General features: G+C 72.7%; 16 protein-coding genes. 6 read left to right on the top strand and 10 right to left on the bottom strand.

What is annotated here, in order from left to right:
• Positions 1 to 100 precede the first annotated feature (100 nt).
• From C6376_RS19700 to C6376_RS19685, 4 genes are all read right to left on the bottom strand, one after another.
• Positions 101 to 820 (bottom strand): GntR family transcriptional regulator, encoded by a 720-nt coding sequence (locus C6376_RS19700; RefSeq protein ID WP_254075999.1) that lies wholly within the window; start codon positions 818 to 820, stop codon positions 101 to 103.
• A gap of 101 nt (positions 821 to 921) precedes the next feature.
• Entirely contained in the window at positions 922 to 2,505 is a 1,584-nt protein-coding gene (locus C6376_RS19695; RefSeq protein ID WP_107444632.1) for a TROVE domain-containing protein, read from the bottom strand.
• 518 nt (positions 2,506 to 3,023) lie between these two features.
• The gene (locus tag C6376_RS19690; RefSeq protein WP_107444631.1) at positions 3,024 to 4,481 is read right to left on the bottom strand and encodes an alkaline phosphatase PhoX; all 1,458 of its coding nucleotides are present in this window, start codon (positions 4,479 to 4,481) and stop codon (positions 3,024 to 3,026) included.
• A 171-nt stretch (positions 4,482 to 4,652) separates the two neighbouring features.
• Positions 4,653 to 6,080, bottom strand: coding sequence for a hypothetical protein (locus tag C6376_RS19685; RefSeq protein WP_107444630.1), 1,428 nt, complete (start codon positions 6,078 to 6,080; stop codon positions 4,653 to 4,655).
• Between the two features lie 292 nt (positions 6,081 to 6,372).
• On the opposite strand from C6376_RS19685, the gene C6376_RS19680 reads away from it, so the two are divergent.
• Positions 6,373 to 8,199: an endonuclease/exonuclease/phosphatase family protein gene (locus C6376_RS19680; protein WP_107444629.1), complete on the top strand. Its 1,827-nt coding sequence runs from the start codon at positions 6,373 to 6,375 to the stop codon at positions 8,197 to 8,199.
• A gap of 12 nt (positions 8,200 to 8,211) precedes the next feature.
• Here C6376_RS19680 and C6376_RS19675 read toward each other — a convergent pair whose 3' ends face one another.
• From C6376_RS19675 to C6376_RS19665, 3 genes are all read right to left on the bottom strand, one after another.
• The gene (locus C6376_RS19675; RefSeq protein WP_107444628.1) at positions 8,212 to 8,943 is read right to left on the bottom strand and encodes an SRPBCC domain-containing protein; all 732 of its coding nucleotides are present in this window, start codon (positions 8,941 to 8,943) and stop codon (positions 8,212 to 8,214) included.
• A 16-nt stretch (positions 8,944 to 8,959) separates the two neighbouring features.
• Positions 8,960 to 9,571 carry a helix-turn-helix domain-containing protein gene (locus C6376_RS19670; RefSeq protein ID WP_107444627.1) on the bottom strand — a complete coding sequence of 204 codons (612 nt, stop codon included), beginning with the start codon at positions 9,569 to 9,571 and terminating at the stop codon, positions 8,960 to 8,962.
• A gap of 225 nt (positions 9,572 to 9,796) precedes the next feature.
• Positions 9,797 to 10,261, bottom strand: coding sequence for a DUF3618 domain-containing protein (locus C6376_RS19665; protein ID WP_107444626.1), 465 nt, complete (start codon positions 10,259 to 10,261; stop codon positions 9,797 to 9,799).
• Positions 10,262 to 10,525: 264 nt separating this feature from the next.
• On the opposite strand from C6376_RS19665, the gene dapA reads away from it, so the two are divergent.
• From dapA to C6376_RS19645, 3 genes are all read left to right on the top strand, one after another.
• Positions 10,526 to 11,476: a 4-hydroxy-tetrahydrodipicolinate synthase gene (gene dapA, locus C6376_RS19660; RefSeq protein WP_173985683.1), complete on the top strand. Its 951-nt coding sequence runs from the start codon at positions 10,526 to 10,528 to the stop codon at positions 11,474 to 11,476.
• A gap of 256 nt (positions 11,477 to 11,732) precedes the next feature.
• Complete coding sequence (locus C6376_RS19650) at positions 11,733 to 12,335, top strand: hypothetical protein (RefSeq protein ID WP_254075998.1); 603 nt, start codon at positions 11,733 to 11,735, stop codon at positions 12,333 to 12,335.
• Entirely contained in the window at positions 12,316 to 12,537 is a 222-nt protein-coding gene (locus C6376_RS19645; protein WP_107444624.1) for a hypothetical protein, read from the top strand. Before C6376_RS19650 ends, C6376_RS19645 begins: the two co-directional genes overlap by 20 nt.
• Before the next feature lie 142 nt (positions 12,538 to 12,679).
• On the opposite strand, the gene dapD is transcribed toward C6376_RS19645, so the two are convergent.
• Entirely contained in the window at positions 12,680 to 13,669 is a 990-nt protein-coding gene (gene dapD, locus C6376_RS19640) for a 2,3,4,5-tetrahydropyridine-2,6-dicarboxylate N-succinyltransferase (RefSeq protein ID WP_107444623.1), read from the bottom strand.
• Between the two features lie 196 nt (positions 13,670 to 13,865).
• Between dapD and C6376_RS19635 the strand changes: the two genes are divergently transcribed.
• The gene (locus C6376_RS19635) at positions 13,866 to 14,750 is read left to right on the top strand and encodes a winged helix-turn-helix transcriptional regulator (protein WP_107444622.1); all 885 of its coding nucleotides are present in this window, start codon (positions 13,866 to 13,868) and stop codon (positions 14,748 to 14,750) included.
• A gap of 61 nt (positions 14,751 to 14,811) precedes the next feature.
• On the opposite strand, the gene C6376_RS19630 is transcribed toward C6376_RS19635, so the two are convergent.
• Both C6376_RS19630 and C6376_RS19625 read right to left on the bottom strand, forming a co-directional pair.
• A complete protein-coding gene (locus tag C6376_RS19630) occupies positions 14,812 to 15,375 on the bottom strand; it encodes a TetR/AcrR family transcriptional regulator (protein ID WP_107444621.1) in 564 nt (187 codons plus the stop codon).
• Positions 15,375 to 15,695, bottom strand: a complete 321-nt coding sequence (locus C6376_RS19625) for a multidrug efflux SMR transporter (RefSeq protein WP_107444620.1) — start codon at positions 15,693 to 15,695, stop codon at positions 15,375 to 15,377. Before C6376_RS19625 ends, C6376_RS19630 begins: the two co-directional genes overlap by 1 nt.
• Before the next feature lie 441 nt (positions 15,696 to 16,136).
• Between C6376_RS19625 and C6376_RS19620 the strand changes: the two genes are divergently transcribed.
• Positions 16,137 to 16,982, top strand: coding sequence for an AbfB domain-containing protein (locus C6376_RS19620; RefSeq protein ID WP_107444619.1), 846 nt, complete (start codon positions 16,137 to 16,139; stop codon positions 16,980 to 16,982).
• The last annotated feature ends 21 nt before the right edge of the window (positions 16,983 to 17,003 follow it).

The following is a 17,003-nucleotide window of genomic DNA, read 5'->3' as shown; positions in this document are numbered from 1 at the left end:
TCAGTCGGCGCCACGGGTCGGCACGATCGGTCGCGTGGGAGTCGGTGCGGCCGGTCGCGGGGTCGGTCGGCGCCATCGGCCGGCGCCATGGGTCGCTTGATCAGCCGGTGCTGTCCTCGCCGGCGTCGGTGTCGGTGTCGGTGTCGGTGTCGGTGTCGTCACAGTGGTCGATTCCGGCGGCGCCCTCGGAGTCGGCGAGGTCCGCGAGGGTGCGCCAGATCTCCGCCGTCACCTCGACCGCCTCGTCCACGGCGCCGGCGGCGCACGCCCGGATCAGCCGTCCGTGCAGTCCGGCCGAGCGGCAGGTGCCGCCCTCGCCGAAGCGGCGTCGCTCCAACCGCCGGATGAGGGGGGTGTAACGGGCGACGGTCGCGGCGGCCGCGCGGTTGCCGGCGGCGCGCACGAGGACGTCGTGCAACTCGTCGTCGGCGCGCAGGGCCGCGTCCACGTCTCCGGCGCGCACCGCCGCGGCGAAGCGTTCGTTGGCGGCGCGCATCCCCTCGACGTCCGCCGCGAACAGCCGGGGCACCGCGATCCGGGTGACCAGCTCGTGCATGGCGCCGACCACGGCCGCCGCGTCGCGCACCTCGGAGGCGACGACGGGGGTGACCCGGGTGTAGCTCTGCGGCTTGCTCTCCAGCAGCCCCTCGTCGACCAGCCGCGCGAACGCCTCGCGCACCGGCGCCCGGGACAGTCCGAGCCGCTGCGCGAGGTCGGCGTCGCGCACCACCGCGCCGGGCGCGATGGCCCCGGCCACGATGGCGTCACGGATCGCCGTGTAGGCGCGGTCCCTGAGCAGAGTGCGTGGCACAGCCTCCATGAACTGAAATGTTAGATGTCAGTCCGCCGTGCGACAAGGTCCGGGAAGAAGGACAGCGGCCCGCGCCTTCGGTGAAGGCGCGGGCCGCACGGCCGCGGGACTCAGGCCGTCCACGGCCACTTCGTGTCGTCGGCGGCCTCCAGCAGGGCCACCATCCGGAAGGCCGCGTCCGAGAGCCCGCCGAAGGTGTGCCGGTTCGCCGTGCCCGACGGGCCGTGGCCCGCCCGGTATCCGGTCAGGTTCCAGGTGTAGACCGGCACATGCGCCGGGACCTGGTCGGTCGGGCCGCCGTGGCGGCTGAAGGCGTACTGCTCGTCGGTCACGAGCAGCACCCGGTCGTGCCCGCGGTAGTGCCGGCGCACGGCCTCGGTGGTGTCCGTACCCCCGAGGTCCCCGAAGCGCTCCAGAATCTTCAACACGGACTCCCCCTTACGGAACGTGATCTCCTTGCTGGTGGTGCCGAACTCGACGAGGTCCGCGTCGGCCGCCCGCAGGGCGAGCGCCGTGCCGAAGACCGCCGCCGCGTCGGCCCGGTTGAGCTCCGAACGCTCCGACAGCCGCGAGTAGAACATCGAGCCCGAGCGGTCGACGAGCACCAGCGTGCGGCCGGGCAGCGCGGGCACGTTGGCCAGCGAGTGGCCGAGCGCCCGCTCCAGCGGGTACGCCCAGCGCAGCGAGGGCGCGTGCTGGTACGCGGCGAGGTACCGGAACGGGAACTGCCGCGAGCGCGCGACCTCCGCCGGGTCGCTGATCCTCGCCGCCACCTGGGCGGCGACCTCGTCGGAGACTCCTGCCTCGTCGAAGTTGCGCAGGTTGCGGACCAGCGCCATCGCCCCCATGGACGGAATGACCGCCTCCCAGGCCGCCTTGTCCATCGGTCCCTGCAGCCAGCCCGCGAGCGCCTCCCAGGTCATGCCCGCCTCGGCCAGCCGCTGCGCGCCGCCCGCTCCCGTGACGACCCTGCGCCGCTTGGCGGGACGCAGTGCCATCAGGTCGCGGTGCGCCGCGAGGAGCGGCAGCGACTTCGGCACCGCGGCCGTGTCCGGGTGGTGCCGGCGGTCGAGGGCGTACTGGAACAGGTCGCCCTGCCACGGCTTGGCCGGATCCGGTGCGGCGTGCACCAGGTTCAGGATGTCGCCGAAGCGGTAGCCCTTGGACGCGGTGTCGTACTTCAGCAGCGACTTGGCGTGGTAGAGCCGTCGTGCGGCGTCGGCGACCCCGCGCTTGACGGGCTTGGGGATGTTCCGGCCGTACGTCGCCGTCCAGTACCCGAGCAGTTCGCCGGGCTCGTCCGGCCGCTGCAGGACACGGTCCACGACCTGCCGGTTCGAGGGGCCGCCGGTGGCGCCCGCCGCCAGCCGCGCGTGGACGTACTCGGCGGCGCCGACGATGGCGGCGGTGCGGAGGTTGCCCTCGCCGCGCAGCCAGCCGAGCAGGCCGGCCGTCCAGTCCGGGTCGCTGACGGCGAGTTCGCGCACCAGCTTCGCGAAGCGGTCGTCGCGGGCCGTGCCGTTCTCGTAGAAGGTCTGCTGGGAGACGAAGTTCGCCAACGCCAGCAGGAAGAGCTCGGAGCGGGCGTCCCGCTCGTGGCCGCGGCCGCCCTGGTGGGTGCGCAGCACCCGGCCCGTGGTGGTCACGGGCGAGGTGGGCTGAGTCTTACGGGCACGGACATTGAAGCGCGCCATGGTGAATTCCCCCGAATTCGATATTCATCGAGTCCGCCGGTCGGCGACTCGTTTTCCGGGGTGGCGCAGCAAAGGGAAGGTGCCCGAGTTCAGGGGTCGGCGACGGACTTAGCCAGATGCTCTACCGACTGAGCTACACCGACACGAAGTCGGTGACGGGACTCGAACCCGCGACCGTCCGATCCAATGAAGTAACCGTTGCCTGCGCACCGGGCACCCACCTCATGCTGCGCCTCCCGAGATCAGTTCGGCGGCGGCATGGGTTTCTGTTGGAGAGAAGTAGCCGCAGCCCGCGCACCGGAAGGTGCTGTGAAGTTGTGGTGTCCAGAGATCGAGGCCGGCGGAACCGACAAGGTGCTCTGCCCCTGAGCTACACCGGCATGTCGTGCCGGCGGCGGGATTCGAACCCGCGGCCTCCCCATTATGAGTGGAAGTAGGTCCTGCCTTCGCACCTGGACGTGCATCACTTTAGGAGGACGGCCGCGGATCGGGCGAGCGAATTAAATGCCGTTCTTCTTTTACCGCTTGTGGCGCTTCCACGGCCCGGTGATCGCCAGCATGATGCCGGGCGTCTGGATGTTGGCGTACAGGGTGTGGCCGTCGGGCGAGAAGGTGACGCCGGTGAACTCGCTGTACTCCGGCTCGTCCTCGGTGCCGATGTTCAGTTCGTTGCGGGCGATGGGGTAGGTGCGGCCGCTGTCGGTGGCTCCGAAGAGGTGCTGGACGCCCTCGCCGTCCTCGGCGATGACCAGGCCGCCGTAGAGGGAGACGGTGATGTTGTCGGGGCCGTCGAAGGCGCCGTCGACGGACGGGTCGGGGTTCACCCCGAGCAGCACCTTCAGGGTCAGTGTGCGGCGCTTGGGGTCGTAGAACCACACGGCGCCGTCGTGCTGTACGGGGCTCTCGTCACGGGCGTAGGAGGAGACGATGTACGTGCCGCCGTCGGCCCACCACATGCCCTCGAGCTTGCGGGCGCGGGTGACCTGCCCGGCGGTGAACTGCTTGCGGACGGGCACCGTGCGGGCGTCGCGGTCGGGGACGTCGACCCAGTCGACGCCGTACACCGTGCCGGTCTTCGTGGCGCGGGAGAGGTCGTCGACGAACTTTCCGTTCGAGTCGAAGCACTTGAAGGCCTGCAGCACGCCCGCGTCGTCGGCGAGGGTGCGCAGCCTGCCGCGGCCGTGGTGGAAGCCGGCCGGCGGGGTCCAGCGGAAGAGCAGGCCGTTGGGTCCCGAGGCGTCCTCGGTGAGGTAGGCGTGGCCGCGCCGGGGGTCGATGACGACGGCCTCGTGGGCGTAGCGGCCGAACGCCTTGACCGGCTCGGGGGCGCGGTTGGCGCGGCGGTCGGCGGGGTCGACCTCGAAGACGTAGCCGTGGTCCTTGGTCATGCCGTTCTGGCCGGCCTTGTCCTCGGTCTCCTCGCCGGTGAGCCAGGTGCCCCAGGGGGTGGTGCCGCCCGCGCAGTTGGTGGAGGTGCCGGCGATGCCGACCCACTCGGCGACGTGCCCGCCGGGGCGCACCTCGACGACCGTGCAGCCGCCCGAGGCCGCCGGGTCGTAGACCAGGCCCTCGGTCAGCGGCACGGGGTACTGCCAGCCGGAGCGCGGTCCCTTCAGCTCGTGGTTGTTGACGAGCAGGGTCGCGCCGCGCGGGCCGCAGAAGGCGGCGGTGCCGTCGTGGTTGGACGGGGTGATCTCGCCGGACTCCAGCCTGGTCCGGCCGCTGTACGTGATGACGCGGTACTTGAACCCGGCGGGCAGCGCGAGGAGGCCGTCCGGGTCGGGGAGCAGCGGTCCGTAGCCGACCCCGTGGTGCGCGTTGGCCGCCGTCTCGCGCGACGCGTCCGCGGTGTGGTCGGCGTCCGTGGCGGCGAGGGCGTTCGGCGCGCTGGCGAGGGCGCCGACGCTGCCCGCCAGCGCGACTCCGGCGCCGGTGAGCGCGGACTGCCTGGCGAAGTCTCTGCGGGTGAGCGACATGGTGTGTCTCCTGAGACGGTGGGGTGCCGGGGAGGGGGGTGGACCTCGGTTCGGCGTCACCGTCCCGTCCATGCCTGAACGGGGGTTGAACGGGAGGCGGCTTCGGGGGACCCCCTTTCATGAATCCGTACGCATCAGGCCACGGAAGCTCGAAGGGGTCCCCCGGGAGGGTCAGCCGCCCTGCTGGGAACGCGCTTTGAAGGCGGCCTTGCGGGCTTCCTTCGCGATGCGCTTGTCGGGGTGCAGGCGTCCCATCGCCTCCAGGACGTCGGGGGTGGCCGGGTGGTCGACGCGCCAGGCGGCCGCGAAGAACCCGCTGTGCTGCTGCGCCAGTCCCTCGACGAGGGCCTGCAGCTCCTCGGAGTTGCCCTCGGCCGCGAGCTGTGCGGCCAGGGTGTCGACGGTGAGCCAGAAGACCAGGTCCTCGGAGGGTGCGGGCACGTCCGTCGCGCCGAGCTCGCTGAGCCAGACGCGGGCCAGGCCGCCGAGTTCGGCGTCGTCGAGGACCTCGCGGACGGCGGGCTCGGCCTGGCCGCCGAGCAGGGAGAGGGCCTGCTGGCAGCGCAGCCGGCGCAGCGGGGCGCCGGGGTCCGAGCCCCGGGCGGCGGCCAGCAGCTCCCGTGCGGCGGCGAGCGGTTCTCGGCGGGCCAGCCAGTTCTCGGTCTCGGCGAGGGCGGCGCGGGAGCCGTAACCGGCGCTGCCGTCGAGGAGGGCGTCCGCGCCCTTGTCGGCGAGGTCGCCGACGGCCGGGGCGTCGAAGCCGGCCTCCAGCAGCCGCGCCCGCATGCCGTAGAGGCCGAGCGGGGTGAGGCGGACCATGCCGTAGCGGGAGACGTCGGTCTCGTCGACCGGGGCGGCCGGCTCCTCGTCGGGGTCCGCCATCAGGGCCTCGTCGACGGGCCGGTAGGCGACGAGGCCGATGGGCTCCAGGAGCCGGAACTGGTCGTCGAGCCGCATCATCGCGTCGGAGACCTGCTCCAGGACGTCGTTGGTGGGCTCGTCCATGTCTCCGGGTACGAGCATGGAGGCGGCGAGCGCGGGGAGCGGGACGGGTCCGTCGCCGGGGCCGTCCTCGCTGGCGGTGAGGAGGTAGAGGTTGCCGAGCACGCCGTCGAGGAACTCGGCCTCGGCCTCGGGGTTCCAGTCGAGCCGGGAGAAGTCGATCTCGCCGCCCTCGTCCATCGCGTCCATCAGCTCGTCCAGGTCGGGGACGGCCGCGTCGGCGAGCACGGCCTCGAGCGCGGCGAGCCAGACGGCGAGGACGTCGTGCGGGGAGCCGGCGGTGAGCCGGGCCAGTTCCTCGCCGGCCGCGACGGCGCCGGTCTCCTCGTCGACGATCTCCACGAGTCCGGCGTCCACGGCGACCCGCCAGGCCTCGCTCGCGTAGGCGGCGGCGTCCTCCCCGGTCAGGCCCAGGGACTCGGCGGCGGACGCCAGTTGCTCCTCGACGAGCCCGCCGCCGGCGTCGACCCGGGTGTCGGGCCCGGCCCAGCGGGCGAGCAGAACGGCCCGGGAGAGCAACGGCGTGGACAGCGCGTCGCGCGCCAGCTCCGCTTCGAGGTGCAGGCGCACCGGCGGCAGGGGGGAGCTGTCTGACATCGGCTGGTTCTCCTAGGCGCTTCGTGCCACCGGCCCGCTGCGGGCACGGGGCCACTCAGCCTAGACGGATATGGATGCATGCCGCCCGGTTCATCTCCCGGTCAGGTGCCGTACATGGCCGAAACCTTGACAAGTGGCCTGACCAGGCAGGAGATTGACGCGCGTAGAAATCCGTTGGACATGTGTTCACTGTATTTTCTACGCGCGTCGCGGACCGCCCCACCGGTCGCGGCCCCTGCGTCCCTGCTCCACCCTCGTCCCGGCGCTCACGTACGTCCCCGGAGGGATTCCGTTGCCGAGCAAGAAGTCCGCGCGTCTCGCCGCGCTCATCGTCGCCGCAGTATGTTCCGCGGCCTCCACCGTCGCCCTGTCCGCACCCGCGCACGCGGAGACAGTGGCCGTTCACGACATCCAGGGCACGACCCGGATATCACCGTACGCCGGCAAGGCGGTCACGGGTGTGGCCGGAATCGTCACCGGCGTGCGCACCTACGGTTCGTCCAAGGGGTTCTGGATCCAGGATCCGAACCCGGACGCCGACCCGGCCACCAGTGAGGGCGTCTTCGTCTTCACCGGCTCCGCTCCCAAGGTCGCCGTCGGCGACCTGGTCACGGTCACCGGCACGGTGTCGGAGTTCGTGCCCGGCGGCACGTCCACCGGCAACCAGTCGATCACGGAGATCACCAAGTCGACGGTGACGGTCGTCTCCAGCGGCAACGCGGTCCCGGCGGCGACCGTCGTGAACGCGCGGTCGGTACCGGCCGCCTACACTCCGGCCGGTGACGCCGCGGCGGCCAACTCGATCAACGGCCTGACGCTGCGGCCCCGTTCGTACGCCCTGGACTACTACGAGTCCCTCGAGGGCATGAACGTCCAGGTCGCCGACGCCCGCGTGGTGACGGCCACCGACCCGCACACCGAGCTCTGGGTCACGGTGAAGCCGCGGGAGAACACCAGTCGGCGCGGCGGCACGCTGTACGGCTCCTACACGTCGCAGAACACCGGCCGGCTGCAGATCCAGTCGCTCGGCGCGACGGCCGACTTCCCCGTCGCGAACGTCGGCGACACCCTCACCGGAGTCACCGCGGGCCCGCTGGACTACAACCAGTTCGGCGGCTACACGCTCGTCGCCAACTCGATCGGCACGTTGAAGAGCGGCGGTCTGCAGCGGGAGACGACGCAGAAGCAGAAGAACGGCGAGCTGGCGGTCGCGACGTACAACGTCGAGAACCTCGACCCGTCGGACGCCACGTTCGAGGAGCACGCCGCCGCGATCGTGAACAACCTGAAGTCGCCGGACATCGTGTCCCTGGAGGAGATCCAGGACAACAACGGCGCGACGAACGACGGCACGGTCGCCGCCGACGTCACGGTCGGCAAGCTGATCGACGCGATCGTGGCCGCCGGTGGCCCGAAGTACGACTGGCGCTCGATCGACCCGGTGAACAACGCGGACGGCGGCGAGCCGGGCGGCAACATCCGTCAGGTGTTCCTGTTCAACCCGCAGCGGGTGTCCTTCACCGACCGCGCGGGCGGCGACTCCACCACGGCCGTCGCCGTCTCCCAGGTGCGCGGCAAGGCGCAGCTCAGCGCCTCCCCCGGCCGGATCGCCCCCGCCGACGCGGCCTGGGCGAGCAGCCGCAAGCCGCTGGCCGGCGAGTTCGTCTTCCGCGGCCGCACGGTCTTCGTGATCGCCAACCACTTCAACTCCAAGGGCGGCGACCAGGGGCTGACCTCGCAGTACCAGCCGGTGGCGCGCAGCTCGGAGGTCCAGCGCCACCAGCAGGCGACGCTGGTCAACGCGTTCGTCAAGGACATCCTCGACGTGCAGAAGAACGCGGACGTCGTCGCGCTCGGCGACATCAACGACTTCGAGTTCTCCGGCACGGCGCAGATCCTCGAGGGCGACGGCGCCCTGTGGTCGGCGATCAAGTCGCTGCCCCGCAGCGAGCGTTACAGCTACGACTACCAGGGCAACCAGCAGGTCCTGGACCAGATCCTGGTGAGCCCGTCGATCCGGCGCGGCTGCGGCCTCGAGTACGACAGCGTGCACATCAACTCGGAGTTCCACGACCAGATCAGCGACCACGACCCGCAGGTGCTGCGCTTCGAGCCGTGATCCACGGCGCGGTCAGGGCCGGCTGAACACGCCGTTCAGCCAGCCCTGCCACGCCTTCCCGGTCGCCTCGGCGTCGGCGTCCGGCGCGAAGTCGTGGACGCTGACGCCGACCGGGGCGCCCCAGCGACCGCGGCCGAACACACGGATGAGGGCGGTTGCGGTGCGCAGTCCGAGGAAGTACGGGTTGCGGTAGTCCAGCACGGCGTCGAACTCCTGCGGCCCGCGCACGGTCACCCGGTCGCCCTGGGCGTCGTCCGCCGAGAGGCCGAGCGCCAGGCCGACCGCGCCGAACGCTTCGGACGTGGCCGACGCCCCGGGTCCCTCGGCCGAGGCGAAGGTCACCGGGCGGGGTGCGAAGTGCGTGAGGTACTCGCGCAGGGTGTGCAGGTAGAAGTCGGTGTGCTTGGCCGCACCGTCGTACTGGTTGTCCCAGTCGTCCGTGAAGACGCCGCTGTGCACATAGCGCACCCAGGCCCGCTTGCCGCCGTCGCGCGCCTCGATGACGTGCTCGAGCTGGTTCACGCTCTGGACGCCGAACCCGACGTCCTCGCTGCGGACGGTGAGGTGGTGCGGCGGGTCCCAGGCGGTGACGGTCGAACCGAAGGCGGCGGCGCCGCCCACCCGCGGCTCGGGCGGGTCCATCGGCCACAGATAGGCGCCGGTGCCGTGCGTGACGGCCTCCCACACCTGCTCCGGGGTGGCGTCGACCTCGAACTCGCTGACGATCTCGAATTCCTTGGACATGGTGGGCTCCTGCTGCCTATCGGTTCAGTTCGGGGGTCTGCTGCCGGTCCTTGACCCTCGGATGCACGGCGACGACGATCCGGTGATCGCGGCCGCCCTCCGCGTCGGGCGCGTCGTACTTGCGGATCAACGCGCCGACACCGGCCGTCAGCTCCTGGATGAAAGCGGCCCGTTCGGCCGCCGACGCGAAGCGCACCTCGCCGTCCAGAGCGAAGGTCGCCAGCCGCTGGCGGGCCTTGGCGGCCCCGGTGATCAGCGAACCGACGTCCCTGACCAGCCGGGCGCCGAGGGCGAGCATCCACCGGGCGGAGAGCTGGTCACGGAAGCGGTCCGGGTCGGGCTGCACCTGGGCGAGGGCGAGCGGCGAGATCACGTACGACGCCGCGGTCGCCCGCATCAGCCGCTCGGTGACGTTGCCCTTGCGTCGCTCGCCGGCCAGCTCGACCAGGCCGTGCCGCTCCAGCGCCTTGAGGTGGTAGTTCACCTTCTGCCGCGGCAGCCCGACCTTCCCGGCCAGCATCGCGGCCGACGCGGGTCCGGCGGCCAGCTCGGCGAGCAGTCGGGCCCGTATGGGGTCCAGGGAGGCGGCTGCGGCCTCGGGGTCCTCGATCACGGTGACGTCCAGCATGCGTCCACCGTCTCACCGAAAACTTTTTTTGTCCAGGAGGATTCAGTTTTCGGTCGAGGCCCTGCGCGGGCCGATCGCCGGGCGGTGGCGGGCAGGCACGAACGGGGCCCGACACCCCGGCGGTCCGGGGTGTCGGGCCCCGTTCGCCCGTCAGCGGGCGGCAGGCGGCAGGCGGCAGGCGGCAGGCGGCAGGCGGCAGGCGGCCGATCGGAGCCGACCGGCCGGTCACCGCCTGATCCGGCCCCTCCCGATCGCCCCGGCCGCGACCAGCGTCACGGCCGCCGCACCCGCGAGCATCACCCGCCGCGGACGCCGCGGCCCGAACCGGACGTCGGCGTGCGCGGCGCGCGGTGGGCGTGCGATGTGCGCGGCGCGTGCGGTGTGCCCGGCGTACGCCGTGCGGCGTGACGGCAACTGCGCGGCGGCCGCCAAAGCGCTCGCACGGCTCGCGCGCCCGTCCCTCGCATGACCGGGACGGCCCGCCCGTTCCCGCACGTGCCGCCTGGCCTCGGACGCCGTGCTGCGCAGCTGCACGCTCACCGCGCCGGCCCGGTCCAGCAGGTCGGCGGCACGGGTGCCCGCGCGGCCCCGCACATCAGCTCTGGCCACCAACTCCCCTGCCGCAGAACCCAGTTGCCGTCCGGTTCGCTCGATCTGCCGACGCAGGCCGGCAGGCGTCCTGTCCGTCATCGACGCACCCTCTCCCTGTTCTCGGCGACGTACGCCCCGATACCGCCGAGAGAAGCACCCCGGGGCGGGCGGCACGGCCGTCAGGGCGCACCGCCTCCTGCGAATTCCGAGACCTCCGGGTACCCCGGGCCCCCTCCGCCACCCCCCACCTGATCGCCCTCGGCACGGGCCTCCACCTCGCCTCGCCACCACGTAGCACTACTTATGCATATCTCGCAGAAGAATTAAGTGGAGCTTCACGATCGTGGCGCCGAGACTACGCACATGACGAAGCACTCCTCGCCCCCGGCCGGCGCCTCCGCCGCCGCCCCCGTCCCGGCCCCGGCCGCCGCCCCCGCGTCCGCCTTCGGACGCACGCTCTGCGCGATGATCACCCCGTTCAGCGGCTCCGGCGGGCTCGACCTCGACGGTGCGCAGCGGCTGGCGGACCACCTGGTGTCCGCGGGCTGCGACGGGCTGGTGCTCTCCGGCACCACGGGTGAGTCACCGACCACCTCCGACACCGAGAAGGCGGAGCTGGTGCGGGCGGTGCGGGCGGCCGTGGGAGCGCGGGCGACGATCGTGGCGGGAGTGGGCACCTCCGACACCCGGCACACCGTGGAGCTCGCGTCGGACGCCGAGAAGGCGGGCGCGGACGGCGTGCTGGTGGTCAGCCCGTACTACAGTCTGCCGCCGCAGGACGCCCTGGAGGCGCACTTCCGGGAGGTCGCGGACGCCTGCGGGCTGCCCGTGATGCTGTACGACATCCCCGGCCGTACCGGCGTCCGGATCGAGCCGGACACGCTGATCCGGCTCTCCGAGCACCCGCGGATCGTCGCGGTCAAGGACTGCTCCGCCGACTTCCTCGGCGCGCAGAAGGTGCTCGCCCGCACCGCGTTGGCGTACTACGCCGGCTGCGACGAACTCAACCTCGCCCTGTACGCGGTCGGCGCGGCCGGATACGTCAGCACGGTCGCGAACGTGGTCCCGGAGCGGATGCGCGCCGTCCTGGACGCGTTCGACGCGGGCGACACCGCCGCAGCCGCCCGGCTCCAGCGGCGGAGCGCGGAACTGGTGGAGTCGATGATGGCGTCGGGTCTGCCGGGAGCCGTCACCGCCAAGGCGCTGCTCGGCGACCTGGGACTGCCGGCCGGGCCGGTCCGGCCGCCGCTGCGGCCCGCCGGCCGCGACACGGTCGCCGGGCTGCGCACTGCCTACGAACGCCTGACGGCCTGACGGCCCGACCGCACGGGCCGGGCTCCCGGCTCCCGGCTCCCGGCTCCCGGCTCCCGGCTCCCGGCTCCCGGCTCCCGGCTCCCGGCTCCCGGCGGATCCTGCCGCCAGCCCGCGGACGGCCTGCCCGCCTGCCGGTGCCGCGGGGTGGTCCCGGCAGCGCGGAGGCCCCGAGCACTCGGGCGGTCACTCCCCCACCCGCTCACGGGCGCCCGGAATCCCCCGGCGGACGGGCGGCCCTGTTGCGTACGGTGACCCCATGAGCCGGCCACTGCTCTACCTCGACGTCGACGGTCCCCTCAATCCGTACGCCGCCCGCCCGACGAAGCGACCTGCGGGCTATACGACGATCAGGGCGTCCGTGGGCCGGGCGCGCCCCCTGCGGGTGTGGCTGCACCCGGAGCACGGCGCCGCTCTGCTCCGCCTGCCCTACGAGCTGTGCTGGGCCACGACCTGGATGGCCGAGGCCAACCGCTGGATCGCCCCCGTGGTCGGCCTGCCCGAGCTGCCGTACGTCGACTTCGGCGCGGTGCTGTTGGCCCACCGGGCCGACGGTGTCCACTGGAAGACGGAGACGATCGTCGCGCACGCGGCGGGCCGTCCGTTCGCCTGGGTCGACGACGAACAGTCGCCCGCCGACTCCGCGTACGTCACCGTCCACCACCCGGGCCCGGCCCTGTTGCACCACGTCGACCCGCGCACGGGCCTGCGGGACGAGGACTTCACGGCGCTGGCCGCGTTCGCCGACGGCCTCTCGGCGGGAGACGGCGCCCTCCCCGGGCGGACGGCTCAGGGGCCGTCGTCGGCACCCTCCGACGTCGGACAGGGAGAGGAGGGGCGTGGTGTCCCAGGAGGAACGTGACGCCCGGCTGGGACTCACCGGCCTGACCGGCGCGGAGCGCGCGGCTCGGATGCGCCTGCTGACGGAGCAGGTGCGGCGGGAGGCCGCCGCGGCGAGGGCGGCACTGCGGGCACAGCGCGCACGGCGGGCGGCCGGGAGGGCGGCTGCCGACACGTCCGCCCCGAAGCGGGCAGGGGCGGAGGAGACCCTCAGGGCCACTTAACCGCCCTCCCGGGTCGACCTCCGGCCCGGGAGGGCGATCGGTGATACCCGACGCCGACACCTGCGGGCAGCTCGGCATCGGGTCAGGACGCTGATCGTTCGGACCGGCGAAGGTCACGGCCGTCGGTCACGGCCGCCGACGATCAGTTGTGGCTGTGGAGGATCTCGTTCAGGCCGCCCCAGACCGCGTTGTTGGGGCGGGCCTCGACCGCGCCGGTGACCGAGTTGCGGCGGAACAGGATGTTCGAGGCGCCGGACAGCTCGCGGGCCTTGACGATCTGGCCGTCGGGCATGGTGACACGGGTGCCGGCGGTGACGTAGAGGCCGGCCTCGACGACGCACTCGTCGCCGAGGGCGATGCCCACACCCGCCTCCGCGCCGATGAGGCAGCGCTCGCCGATGGAGATGATCACGTTGCCGCCGCCGGACAGCGTGCCCATGGTGGAGGCGCCGCCGCCGATGTCGGAGCCGTCGCCGACGATCACGCCCGCGGAGATGCGGCCCTCGACCATCGAGGTCCCGAGGGTGCCGGCGTTGAAGTTGACGAAGCCCTCGTGCATGACCGTCGTGCCCTCGGCGAGGTGCGCGCCGAGGCGGACCCGGTCGGCGTCGGCGATGCGGACGCCCTTCGGGGCGACGTAGTCCGTCATGCGCGGGAACTTGTCGATGGACGTGACCTGGAGGTGCAGGCCCTCGGCGCGGGCGCTCAGGCGGACCTTCTCGACGTCGTCGACGGCGACCGGGCCGAGCGAGGTCCAGGCGACGTTGGCGAGGTGGCCGAACATGCCGTCCAGGCTCTGCCCGTGCGGCTTCACCAACCGGTGGGAGAGCAGGTGCAGACGCAGGTAGACGTCGTGCGCGTCGAGCGGCTTGTCGTCCAGGGAGGCGATGACCGTGCGGACCGCGACCACCTCGACGCCCCGGCGGGCGTCCGGGCCGACGGCCTTCGCCGCGGCCTCGCCGAGGAGTTCCACGGCCTGGTCGGCGGAGAGCCGCTCGGTGCCGGACGGGCCGGGCTCGGCGACGAGCGCGGGCGCGGGGAACCAGGTGTCGAGAACAGTGCCGTCGGCGGCGATCGTGGCAAGGCCGGTGGCCGTGGCGCCGGTGGTGCGAGGAGCAGTCGTGTCGGTCATGTGGGCAACCTAACCGGCGGGGGGCCGCAGAGGCCAACCCGCACAGGGGTGTCTCAGGAGGCGGGCCGCAGGGCCCCGCCCGCCTGCTGAGTTCCCCTTGGGAACCAACTGTGCCAGCATGGCGCTCCCAGCCTCCGCGGGAGACCGGGAGCAGCCGCGGGGAGGCCGGTGCCGGCCGGGAGAGAGAGGGCAGGACATGGCGCGCAGGACGAGTCTGGAGGACTCCGGCTGCGCCATCGCGCAGTCCCTGGACGTCGTCGGGGACTGGTGGACCCTGCTGATCGTCCGGGACACCGCACGCGGTGTGCACCGGTTCGACGAGTTCCAGCGCGAACTCGGCCTGTCCCGCAAGGTGTTGACGGAGCGGCTGCGGCTGCTGGTCGAGGCGGACGTGCTCACCCGGGTGCCGTACCAGGAGCGTCCGCCGCGGTACGAGTACCGGCTCACCCCGCGTGGCCGGGCCCTGCTGCCGGTCCTGGTCGCGCTCCAGGACTGGGGCGACACCTGGATCCTCGGCGACGGCAGCGCCACCGCCACCGCCGAGGAGGCGTCAGCGGAGGCACGGCGCGTGCACGCCCTCGTGGGCGGCCGGCTGCCCGCGCTCCGGTTGGTCGACGACCGGGGGACCCCGCGCGACCCCGTGTCCGACGACGACTCCTGCACCGTTCTGTACTGCTTTCCCGGCGCCTACGCCCGCGCGGACGGTTATCCGCCCGGCTGGACCGACATCCCGGGCACGTCGGGCTGCACCCTGGAGTCGGCCACGTTCCGCGACCGTCTGGCCGGGTTCCGCGCGGCGGGCGCCGCGGTGCGCGGGGTCTCCACCCAACGTCCGGACGAGCAGCGGGCGTTCGCCGAGAAGGAGCGGCTCGGCTTCCCGCTGCTCTCGGACGCGGACCTGACGCTGATCAGCGCCCTGCGTCTGCCGACGTTCCGGGCCGCCGGGGCGAGCCGGCTGAAGCGGCTGACGCTGATCGTCGACCGGGAGCGGGTCGTGCGCCATGTGCAGTACCCGGTCACGGACATCGCGGGCAGCGTGACGGCGGCCCTGGACGCCGTGCGCGACCTCGACACCCGCTGACGAGGCGCCGGGCGCACCGCCCCGCCGGGACCGGGCGGCACTCCACGGGAGGCGGCGCCCCTCAGCGGCCGCCGCCGCCCGGACGGGCGGGGACGAGCAGCCGGGCCAGGGCCTCGCGGGTGTACTCCTCGTCGTAGGGGGCGTCCGTCAGCAGGACCTGGAGGCAGATGCCGTCCATCAGCGCGACCAGGGCCCGCGCGGTGCGGGGGTCGGTGCGGCGGGCGAGGAGGGCGGCGAGGTCCTCGGCCCATTCCGCGGCGACGGGGCGCAGCGCAGGGCGGCGCAGGGCGGCCAGGTAGAGCTCGTACTCCAGCTCGACACCGGTTCGGTCGCCGGCCAGCCACTCGCCGAGCAGTCCGGCCAGTTCCGTCGGCAGGTCGACGCGGGCGTCCGTCAGCCCGCCGTGCGCCGCGACCGCCTTGGCGAAGCCCTCGCTGGCCTGCCGCAGGGCGGCGGTCATCAGCTCGTCGAGGGTGGCGAAGTGGTACGTGGTGGAGCCGAGCGGAACGTCGGCCTCGGCCGCGACCGAGCGGTGGCTCAGTCCGGCCAGCCCCTTCGCCCCGACGACCCGGATCGCCGCGTCGATGATCCGCTGGCGCCGCTCGGGGTCGTAGCGGCGGGCCATCAGTGCGCACCGCCCAGGTTCAGCAGGACCACTCCCCCGACGATCAGCAGGACCCCCGCGATCTTGACGGGTGTCAGGACCTCCCCGAACAGGACGAGCCCGATGAGGGCGATGGCCGCGGTGCCGGCTCCGGCCCAGATCGCGTAGGCGGTGCCGATCCCGACGGTCTTCAGCGTCTGCGCGAGAAGGAGGAAGGAGAGCACATAGCCGACGGCCGTCAGCAGCGCGGGCCAGAGTTTGCTGAAGCCTTCGCTGTACTTCATGGCCGTCGTCGCGGCCACCTCGGCGGCGATGGCGCCGGCGAGTGTCAGGTATCCCATGTGTACGAGCGTACACAGTGATGCGTACGGACGTACACATCGGCACATCACGTTCTCGTCTAGCTCCGCCCCGCACCCATCCGGGATGCCCCGCTCTCGTCGACCTCTGCCCCGCACCCATCCGGGACGCCCCGCTCTCGTCGGCCTCCGCCCCGCACGCAGCAGCGCGCACCCCGTCCCCGTCGGCACCCGCCCCCGTCCCCGCCCACATGGGTGCGCACCCGCGCGTACGCCGCGGCACGCACAACGGCACGCATCGGCACGCACATCGGCACACACCGGCACACCGGTCGCCCGTCACTCGCGCCCAAGTGACGGGAGATTCGAAAGCGTTATGGAAAGCGCTCGCCCAATCGGATGAACGCGAGCCACAGCTTCCACTACTGTTTCACCGTTCACACACCGGCTCTTACGGCCGGGAAGCCGCTGGAGGAACAGCGCATGCCAGTAGACAAGTCCCGGCCGTCCCAGGAACAGCCCTGGGAGAACGGCTGGGCCCCGGACACCTCCCGGGCCCCCGGAACACGGCGCCTGTGGTTGGCCGGCGGTCTCGCCGTCGCGACCGTCCTGGCGTGCGTGACCGCGATCGCCTTGAACGACAGGCCCGTTGACGAGAAGTCCGCGGCCGGCCGGCCGCAGACGCTGTCGGACGACGAGACGGCCGGCGGCCTGATCTCCTTCGCCACGCCGTCCGGCAGCGGATCGCCGACGCCGACGGGGAAGCAGCACACCGCCTCCGCGTCCCCCTCGGCGTCGCCCTCGCCGTCGGCGTCCTCCTCCCCCCGGCCGCAGGGCAGTTCGTCGCCGGGCGTCTCGGCCACCCCCTCGGCGCACGCGCCCGGGAAGCCGTCAAGCCCGCCTGCGTCCTCCGACGAGCGGTCGGTGCAGGCGGTCAACTACCCGGACCGCTACTGGCACGTGAGCGGTTCGCAGGTAAGGCTCGACGCGCCGCGTGGCTCGGAGTCCCGAGAGGACTCCACCTTCCACGTGGTCAGCGGGCTGTCCGACAGCTCCTGCATCTCGTTCGCGACGCACGACGGCCGCTACCTGCGCCACAGCAGCTTCGTCCTGCGCGCCGACTACAACGACGGCTCCTCGCTGTTCCGGCAGGACTCCACCTTCTGCCCCGGCTACTCCGGGGAGCCGGGCGCGGTACTGCTCCATTCGGTGAACTACCCCAACTACGCACTGCGCCACAAGGACTTCGGGGTACGCCTGGACCCGTACGGTTACAACACGACGAACCGGGCGGACTTCGCGTTCCGGCTGGTGGGCCCGCTGGGCTGAGTCCCGCGGACGCACACGGAG

Origin of the sequence: Streptomyces sp. P3 (assembly GCF_003032475.1) — a bacterium.
Classification (GTDB): Bacteria; Actinomycetota; Actinomycetes; order Streptomycetales; family Streptomycetaceae; genus Streptomyces.
This window is presented reverse-complemented; position numbering and strand designations above follow the sequence as displayed.

Coding starts and splice junctions, on each gene's coding strand:
- C6376_RS19650 (WP_254075998.1), top strand. CDS start 11,733: ATGAGCCGGCCACTGCTCTACCTCGACGTCGACGGTCCCCTCAATCCG.
- C6376_RS19670 (WP_107444627.1), bottom strand. CDS start 9,571: ATGCTGGACGTCACCGTGATCGAGGACCCCGAGGCCGCAGCCGCCTCC.
- dapD (WP_107444623.1), bottom strand. CDS start 13,669: ATGACCGACACGACTGCTCCTCGCACCACCGGCGCCACGGCCACCGGC.
- C6376_RS19630 (WP_107444621.1), bottom strand. CDS start 15,375: ATGGCCCGCCGCTACGACCCCGAGCGGCGCCAGCGGATCATCGACGCG.
- C6376_RS19635 (WP_107444622.1), top strand. CDS start 13,866: ATGGCGCGCAGGACGAGTCTGGAGGACTCCGGCTGCGCCATCGCGCAG.
- C6376_RS19620 (WP_107444619.1), top strand. CDS start 16,137: ATGCCAGTAGACAAGTCCCGGCCGTCCCAGGAACAGCCCTGGGAGAAC.
- C6376_RS19700 (WP_254075999.1), bottom strand. CDS start 820: ATGGAGGCTGTGCCACGCACTCTGCTCAGGGACCGCGCCTACACGGCG.
- C6376_RS19665 (WP_107444626.1), bottom strand. CDS start 10,261: ATGACGGACAGGACGCCTGCCGGCCTGCGTCGGCAGATCGAGCGAACC.
- C6376_RS19625 (WP_107444620.1), bottom strand. CDS start 15,695: ATGGGATACCTGACACTCGCCGGCGCCATCGCCGCCGAGGTGGCCGCG.
- C6376_RS19685 (WP_107444630.1), bottom strand. CDS start 6,080: ATGTCAGACAGCTCCCCCCTGCCGCCGGTGCGCCTGCACCTCGAAGCG.
- C6376_RS19675 (WP_107444628.1), bottom strand. CDS start 8,943: ATGTCCAAGGAATTCGAGATCGTCAGCGAGTTCGAGGTCGACGCCACC.
- dapA (WP_173985683.1), top strand. CDS start 10,526: ATGACGAAGCACTCCTCGCCCCCGGCCGGCGCCTCCGCCGCCGCCCCC.
- C6376_RS19695 (WP_107444632.1), bottom strand. CDS start 2,505: ATGGCGCGCTTCAATGTCCGTGCCCGTAAGACTCAGCCCACCTCGCCC.
- C6376_RS19690 (WP_107444631.1), bottom strand. CDS start 4,481: ATGTCGCTCACCCGCAGAGACTTCGCCAGGCAGTCCGCGCTCACCGGC.